Raw genomic sequence first — 3558 nt, 5'->3', positions numbered from 1 at the left:
CGCCGCCGGCCCGGGCGCGCCGGTCGCCGCGGCCGCGCCGGCGCCCGGCCCGAAGGACCGCTGCGCCGTCTGCGGCATGCTGGTGGCGAAGTACCCGCAGTGGGTCGCCTCGATCCGCTACCGCGACGGCGAGGTGGCGTTCTTCGACGGCGTGAAGGACCTGCTCGCCTACTGGCACGACCTGCCGCGCCACGCGCCCGGCCGCGCGCAGGGCGACGTCGCCGCGATCTCCGTGACCGACTACTACTCGGCCCGCCCCATCGACGGCCGCTCCGCGTTCTACGTGATCGGCGGCGACGTGCGCGGGCCCATGGGCGCGGAGCTGGTCGCGTTCGCGCGGGAGGGCGACGCGAAGGCGTTCCTGAACGAGCACCGCGGCGAGCGGATCCTGCGCTTCGACGACGCGACGCCCGCGGTGCTGGAGGCGCTGCGGTGAGCCTCCGGCGCTCCGACCGGTTCCTGGCGGCGCTCGGCGTCGCGGCCGCGCTCGGGGCGGCGGCGCTCGCCGACGCGCGCGCGCGCCGGGCCGCCGACCGGCCGGCCGCGGAGGAGCGGGCGCGGCTGGTGGCGCGGCTCGGCCTCACCGACCCGTGCCTGTTCAACGACGCGCGCTACACCCGCCACCTCTCCCAGGCCGATCGCTTCGCGCCGTTCCAGGACCACCCGCGCGCGCTCGAGCACTTCCCCTCGGGCTCGCTCACCGCGGGGGCGCGGTGACGCTGCGCACCGCGCTGGAGCGGCAGCGCTCGATCCTCGACTTCGCGCTCGGCGCGCTCGGCCGCCGGCGCGGCAAGACGCTCGCGCTCGTCGCGGTGCACGCGCTGCTGGTGTTCGCGCTCGCCTCGGTGCTGCTGTTCACCGGCGGCCTGCGCGAGCAGGTGCGCGCGGCGCTCCGCGGGGCGCCGGACCTGGTGGTGCAGCGCATGGCTGCGGGGCGGCACGAGCAGGTCCCGGCCGGCTGGGTGGAGACGCTCGGGACGCTGCGCGGGGTGTCGGGCGCGCGCGGCCGGCTGTGGGGCTACTACTTCGAGCCGGTGAGCGGCGCGAACCTGACGGTGATGGTGCCCGACGGCGGGTGGGCGAGCCCGGGCGGCGCGGTGGCCGGGCCGGGCGTGGCGCGGGTGCTCGGGCTGAAGCAGGGCGATCGCCTCCCGCTGCGCACCTACGACGGCGAGGCGCTCGACCTCGGCATCGCGGCGGTGGCGTCGCCGGCGGTCGAGCTGGTCGCGTCCGACCTCCTGCTCGTCTCGGAGGGCGACTACCGTGCGCTGTTCGGCGCCGAGCCGGAGCGGTTCACCGACGTGGCGGTGGCGGTCCCGAACCCGGACGAGGTGACGAGGCTGGCCGAGAAGATCGTCCGCATGTTCCCGGACGCGCGGGTGGTGACGCGCGCCGAGATGATCCGCACCTACGACGCGGTGCTCGACTGGCGGAGCGGGCTCGCCGCCGCGGTGCTCGCCGGCGCGGTGCTGGCGTTCGCGATCCTGGCCTGGGACCGGGCCAGCGGGCTCTCCGCCGAGGAGCGGCACGAGCTGGGCATCCTGAAGGCGCTCGGCTGGGACACGCGCGACGTGCTCGCGGCGAAGGCGTGGGAGGGGGCGGCGGTCTCGGTCTCCGCGTTCGCGATCGGGGCGCTGGCCGCGTACGCGCACGTGTTCCTGGGGGGCGCGGTGCTCCTCCGCCCGATCCTGGAGGGCTGGGCGGCGCTCTACCCGGACCTGCGCCCGGCGCCGCCCGTCGAGCCGCTCGCGCTCGGGACGCTGTTCTTCCTCACGGTGATCCCCTACGTCGCGGCGACGGTGGTCCCCTGCTGGCGGGCCGCCACCGTGGACCCCGACGCGCTCATGCGGGGCGACGCGTGATCCAGCTCCGCGAGGTCACCAAGGTGTTCGACGAGGGGCGGCCCGGCGCGCTGGTCGCGGTGGACCGGGTCACGCTCGAGGTGGCCGGCGGGGCGGTGACGGTGCTGGTCGGCCCGAGCGGCTCCGGGAAGACCACGCTCCTCACGCTGCTCGGCGCCATGGCCCGGCCCACCGAGGGGCGCATCTTCCTCGACGGCCGCGAGCTCACCAGCCTGCCCGAGCGCTTCCTGGCGGCGCTGCGGCGGCGGACCTTCGGCTTCGTGTTCCAGCAGTTCCACCTCGTGCCCGCGCTCTCGGCGCTCGAGAACGTGATGCTGCCCGCCTTGCCCTCCGGCGCGCCGCGCCGCGACGTCGAGGCGCGGGCGCGGGCGGCGCTGGCGCGGCTCGGGGTGGAGGACCGCGCCGGGGTCCGCGCCGGCCGGCTCTCCGGCGGCGAGGCGCAGCGGGTGGCGCTGGCGCGCGCGCTGGTGGACGACCCGAAGGTGATCGTCGCGGACGAGCCCACCGCGCACCTCGACAGCGCCCGGGCCCGCGCGCTCATGGAGATCGTGCGGGGGCTGAAGGCGGAGGGGCGGACCGTGGTGGTCGCGAGCCACGATCCCATCGTGTACGCCGCGGACTGCGTGGACCGCGTGGTGCGCATGCGCGACGGGCGGATCGTGGCCGCCGGGGCCGAGCCGTGATCCTGAGCCCGCCGGTGCTGGCGCTGCAGGCGGGGGCGGCGGCGTCGAGCGGCTTCCTGCTGTACGCGCTGCGCTGGGCCGCGCCGGTGGTCCGGCGCTGGGACCCGGCCAGCGGGAGCCGCGCGCAGCTGCGGCTGGAGCGGCGGGCGCTGCTGGTGGGCGTGCTGGTGCGGACGGCGCTCGCGGTGCAGCTCGCGTCGCTGGCGCTGTTCGTCCACGCCTCCGACGCGCTCGCGCCCATGTTCACCGGCGCCATGTGCGCGGCCGGCACGCTCTCGGCGAGCCCGTACGGCTGGCCGGCGCTGGCGGTCCAGGTCGCCGCGACCGTGCTGGCCGGGGCCTGGCTCGCGCTCGACCGCGCCGACGGGCTCGCGCCCGACCAGCCGCTGGTGCGCGTGAAGCACGCGCTGCTCCCGGCCGTCGCGATCCCGGTGGTGGCCGGGGCGGCGCTGCAGGCGGCCCACTTCCTCGCGCTCCGGCCCGAGATCATCACCTCCTGCTGCGGCAGCCTGTTCGGGCGCGAGGGGCGGGGCGGCTGGGCGGGGCTGGCCTGGCTGCCCGCGCGCACGGCCGGCGCGCTCCTGGTCGCGGTCCCGGGCGCGGCCGCGCTGGCGGCGCTCGTCCTGCGCCGGACCGGGCGCGGCGCGTGGGCGGTGGCCGCGCTGTCGGCGCTGGCGGGGCCGGCGGCGGCCGCCGGGGTGATCGCCTGGGTGTCACCGTACGTGTACGAGGCGCCCGGCCACCGCTGCCCGTTCTGCCTGCTGCAGCCGGAGCAGGGCTGGGTGGGCTACCCGCTCCACGCGGCCCTCCTGGCCGGCTGCGTGGCCGGCGTGGCCGTGGGCGTGCTCCAGCCGTTCCGCCGCGTCCCGTCGCTCGCCGCCCCGCTCCCCGCGCTCCAGCGCCGCCTGGCCGGCGCCGCGGCGCTGGCCTGGGTCGCGCTGCTCGCCGGCGCGGCCGCGCTGGTGGCCGCCTCCGGCCTCCACGCCTGAGCCGCCCACCCGCCGCACCGCGCG

General features: G+C 78.2%; 5 protein-coding genes. All 5 read left to right on the top strand.

What is annotated here, in order from left to right:
* Nucleotides 1–436, top strand: a 436-nt coding sequence (locus tag PSR1_RS22380; RefSeq protein WP_059439529.1) for a nitrous oxide reductase accessory protein NosL, incomplete at its 5' end; no start/stop codon positions are given.
* Nucleotides 433–717 carry a hypothetical protein gene (locus PSR1_RS22375; RefSeq protein ID WP_059439528.1) on the top strand — a complete coding sequence of 95 codons (285 nt, stop codon included), beginning with the start codon at nt 433–435 and terminating at the stop codon, nt 715–717. The genes PSR1_RS22380 and PSR1_RS22375, both read left to right, overlap by 4 nt.
* Nucleotides 714–1862 carry an ABC transporter permease gene (locus PSR1_RS22370; protein ID WP_059439527.1) on the top strand — a complete coding sequence of 383 codons (1149 nt, stop codon included), beginning with the start codon at nt 714–716 and terminating at the stop codon, nt 1860–1862. Before PSR1_RS22375 ends, PSR1_RS22370 begins: the two co-directional genes overlap by 4 nt.
* The gene (locus tag PSR1_RS22365; protein WP_059439526.1) at nt 1859–2545 is read left to right on the top strand and encodes an ABC transporter ATP-binding protein; all 687 of its coding nucleotides are present in this window, start codon (nt 1859–1861) and stop codon (nt 2543–2545) included. Before PSR1_RS22370 ends, PSR1_RS22365 begins: the two co-directional genes overlap by 4 nt.
* On the top strand, nt 2542–3534 hold the full coding sequence (locus PSR1_RS22360) for a hypothetical protein (protein ID WP_059439525.1): 993 nt from the start codon (nt 2542–2544) through the stop codon (nt 3532–3534). Before PSR1_RS22365 ends, PSR1_RS22360 begins: the two co-directional genes overlap by 4 nt.
* Nucleotides 3535–3558 lie beyond the last annotated feature (24 nt).

The organism is Anaeromyxobacter sp. PSR-1 (genome assembly GCF_000964525.1).
GTDB lineage: Bacteria > Myxococcota > Myxococcia > Myxococcales > Anaeromyxobacteraceae > Anaeromyxobacter.
This window is presented reverse-complemented; position numbering and strand designations above follow the sequence as displayed.